The organism is Maribacter sp., from assembly GCF_049667165.1.
Classification (GTDB): Bacteria; Bacteroidota; Bacteroidia; order Flavobacteriales; family Flavobacteriaceae; genus Maribacter_A.
In genome coordinates, this window is the sequence record NZ_JBATHS010000184.1 from 1 (window position 1) to 3,513 (window position 3,513).

Sequence of the window (3,513 nt, forward strand, 5' to 3'; positions counted from 1 at the left end):
AAATAGAATACATCGTTTTGTAATTCCTCAATCTCGTGCTCCAATTTAACCACCGTATTCTTTGCTTTTTTAAGGGCATCCAAATCTTGGTTTATTAGTCCATTGATCGTTGTCTGGTTAATTTTACTGACACGTTTAAGCGCTTTTGATATGTTATCCGCACTTTCTTCTATAACGCCATGAATGGATTGACTTTCCGCTTTACTCAAGCTATCCTCGGCTTTTACTTCCCTACTTTTCTTCGTGTGGCTAATATAGTTTCGAACCAATAATAGCACGGCCAATAACAATAAGACCGCGATCATAGGGCTGCCGCCCAAATCAATTAAGTAGGCTACGGTACCAGCGGCAATAAAAGCACATAATGCGGTAAAGAACCAGCCGCCTATTACGTTCAGTACGCCTGCGACCCTGTACACTGCACTTTCGCTACCCCAGGCCCTATCGGCCAATGAAGAGCCCATGGCGACCATAAAGGTCACATAGGTTGTGGATAAAGGTAGTTTCATTGAAGTTGCGATTGAAATGAGTACACTGGCCACCATAAGATTCACTGCAGCCCGCACCATATCAAAGGCAGGTAATTCATGCTTTATGCCTTTTGAAAGTTTAATTACAGGTTTTTGAAATTGTTTTTCAATCTTATTTTGAAGGGAAGTCGGTAATACCGTTGCCGTATATTTGGCGGCAAGCATTGTAAATCGCACTAAATTCCTGGATAAAAAGTTAGGACTAAAACGTTCTTTAGCTTCTCCTTCCCTCGATAAATTGATTTCGGTCTGGGTTACGTACCTTGCTTTTTTTGAGAACCATAGCGTCAAGACCATGACCAGACCTGCAATAAGAAGAAATAGTGTTGGGGTAGGCACTTTGTTGCCTAAAACACCCATGGCAAATTCAGTGGCAGGAACCCCGGCAGCCGTCCAAGCCTCGTAGGATTGATAGGCGGCAATAGGGACCCCGATAAAATTAACGAGGTCGTTACCGGCAAAGGCCAACGCCAAAGCGAAGGTACCCACGGTGATAATGAGTTTGTAAATGTTCTTTTTAAGAACAGTAACCACGATATAGGATAATATGGACCAAAGGACGAAACTTAGGGCAATAATGAGGACTGTCTTACCTTCGATCAGCGGTTGTAACCCGGCATAATAATCCGTTCCTTTCAGTCCTTTGATAACTATAAAATAGGTAATCGCGGTTAAGGCGAATCCACCAAAAACAGCCCCGACCCATTTCGCCTTTTTTTCAAAGTTGAAGGAAAGTAATAACCGAGAGACATATTGGACCAAGGCACCCACCGAGAATGCGACCACCACGGAGAGCAGAATACCCAATATGATCTCAGTGGCCTTTGAGGTGTTGATATAGTTGACCACTTCGGAGAATGAACCGCCAGCTGCCCCTATTTTTATCAAGGCCATGGCCACGGCCGCACCCAATAGTTCAAAGACAATGGAAACCGTTGTTGAGGTTGGCATACCAAGGGTATTGAAAAAGTCGAGCAAGAGAATATCGGTAATCATAACGGCCATGAAAATAATCATGATCTCACTGAACATAAATTCCCCTGGCATAAAAATACCTTTTCGTGCCACTTCCATTAGGCCACTTGAGAAAACCGCCCCACAGGTGATACCGAGACTGGCGACGATCATGATGGTCTTAAAGGAAATGGCTTTGGAGCCGAGGGCGGAGTTCAAAAAATTGACCGCGTCATTACTTACACCGACTACAAGATCCGCAATGGCCAGGACACCGAGTGCAATGATCATTAAAAAGTAAATATTGTCCATAATTTCTTTTGGTTGGTAAAAGATATAAAAATGATGGAATATGTTGATATAAAATATGATTTAAATCAGGTATAAAGGCGCACTATATGTGCGCGTTACCATCAATTATAAGTCCGGAATGATTACAGAAAAACTATGAAGATCATTTTGATCTAGCAATTTCCAAACTATAAGGAATTGTTGAAAGTAACGGCATATATCTCGTTTCTATACGACAGTTGATTTAAAAAATGCCTTGAAGGTATTCATTTGGAATAGGCATAAACCGAAAAATCTTAAAAAGGAGCGGTGTTATTTTTTCCTTTTATGTTTCAAGATCTCCGCATCCGTGTAAAAAATGATATCCTCTGCAATGTTTTTTATCAAATCCCCGACACGTTCCAACTTTTTGACTACTGAAAAAAGAAAAAGAGCTTCTTTGATGACCGCAGGGTCCTTTTGGATTTCAGCTTCTAGGGTTTTGAACGATTTGATATTTATTTTATCAAGCACCTTATCCTTTTTAAAGACTTTACGGGCAGATTTGACGTCTTTCTCTTCATACGCCACTGTAATATTCTCCATCATCGATTTAACGGTGTCGATCATTTTATCAAATTCGACGGCTTCAAACAAATGGGTAGGAATTGTATGTTCCTCTTCGACCACATAACTGGAAATATTAAAGGCATGGTCCCCGATTCGTTCCAAATCTGAATTTATCTTTAGAATTGCCATGACGAACCTTAAATCAACGGCAACAGGATTGAATAGCGCCAAAAACCGTTCACAGTCCTTCTCAATTCTAATATCCATGGCATTGACCCTGTTTTCGGTATGCATCACCTCTTCTGCCAAATCACTATCATGGCTTATAAAAGCTTCACATGCCTTTTCAAGTTGTGTTGTGCATAAGGTGAGCATATCAAAAACGGTTTGATTAAGCGACTCCCGTTGGTATTCTGCGTTATCCATGTTCTTATATTTTATCCAAATCGACCGGTAATATAATTTTCGGTCTGTTTTTTACCTGGATTGGTGAATATTGTTTTTGTCTTGTCAAATTCGATAAGCTCGCCCAGATAAAAGAATGCGGTATAATCACTGATTCTACTGGCCTGTTGCATATTGTGCGTAACGATGACTATGGTATATTTCTTTTTAAGTTCAAAAATAAGTTGTTCTATCTTTGCTGTGGAAATAGGGTCCAAGGCCGAAGTGGGTTCATCCATTAAAATGATCGATGGTTCGACCGCCAAGGTTCTGGCAATACACAAACGCTGTTGTTGACCTCCTGATAAGGCCAATCCAGATTTTTTAAGGTCGTTCTTTACCTCATCCCACAGGTCCGCTTGCCGTAACGCCTTTTCTACGCGCTCATTGATGAATTTTTTATCCTTGATGCCTTGGATTTTTAATCCGTAAGCAACATTTTCAAAAATAGATTTTGGAAAAGGATTTGGTTTTTGAAAAACCATCCCGACTTCTTTGCGAAGCTCCTCGACATTCACCTTTTTTTTGTAAATGTTGTTTCCATCAATTTTGATCTTGCCTTCCATCTTAAAGTTATCAACATAATCGTTCATTCTGTTGAAGAGGCGAAGAAAAGTAGATTTGCCACATCCAGAAGGGCCAATAAAGGCGGTTACCGTATTTGCCTTAATGGTCATGTCGATACCCTTAATAGCTTCAAAATCGCCATACCATACTTTTGCATCATTAACCTCTATTTTATGTG

The 3,513-nt window shown here is 40.5% G+C and carries 3 protein-coding genes; all 3 read right to left on the reverse strand.

Going from position 1 to position 3,513, the window contains the following annotated elements:
* Positions 1 to 1,796, reverse strand: a 1,796-nt coding sequence (locus WBM98_RS09655; protein ID WP_424365815.1) for an anion permease, incomplete at its 3' end; no start/stop codon positions are given.
* A 291-nt stretch (positions 1,797 to 2,087) separates the two neighbouring features.
* Positions 2,088 to 2,750 (reverse strand): phosphate signaling complex protein PhoU, encoded by a 663-nt coding sequence (phoU, locus tag WBM98_RS09660; protein WP_424365816.1) that lies wholly within the window; start codon positions 2,748 to 2,750, stop codon positions 2,088 to 2,090.
* An 11-nt stretch (positions 2,751 to 2,761) separates the two neighbouring features.
* Positions 2,762 to 3,505, reverse strand: coding sequence for a phosphate ABC transporter ATP-binding protein PstB (gene pstB / locus WBM98_RS09665; protein ID WP_424365817.1), 744 nt, complete (start codon positions 3,503 to 3,505; stop codon positions 2,762 to 2,764).
* Positions 3,506 to 3,513: the final 8 nt, after the last annotated feature.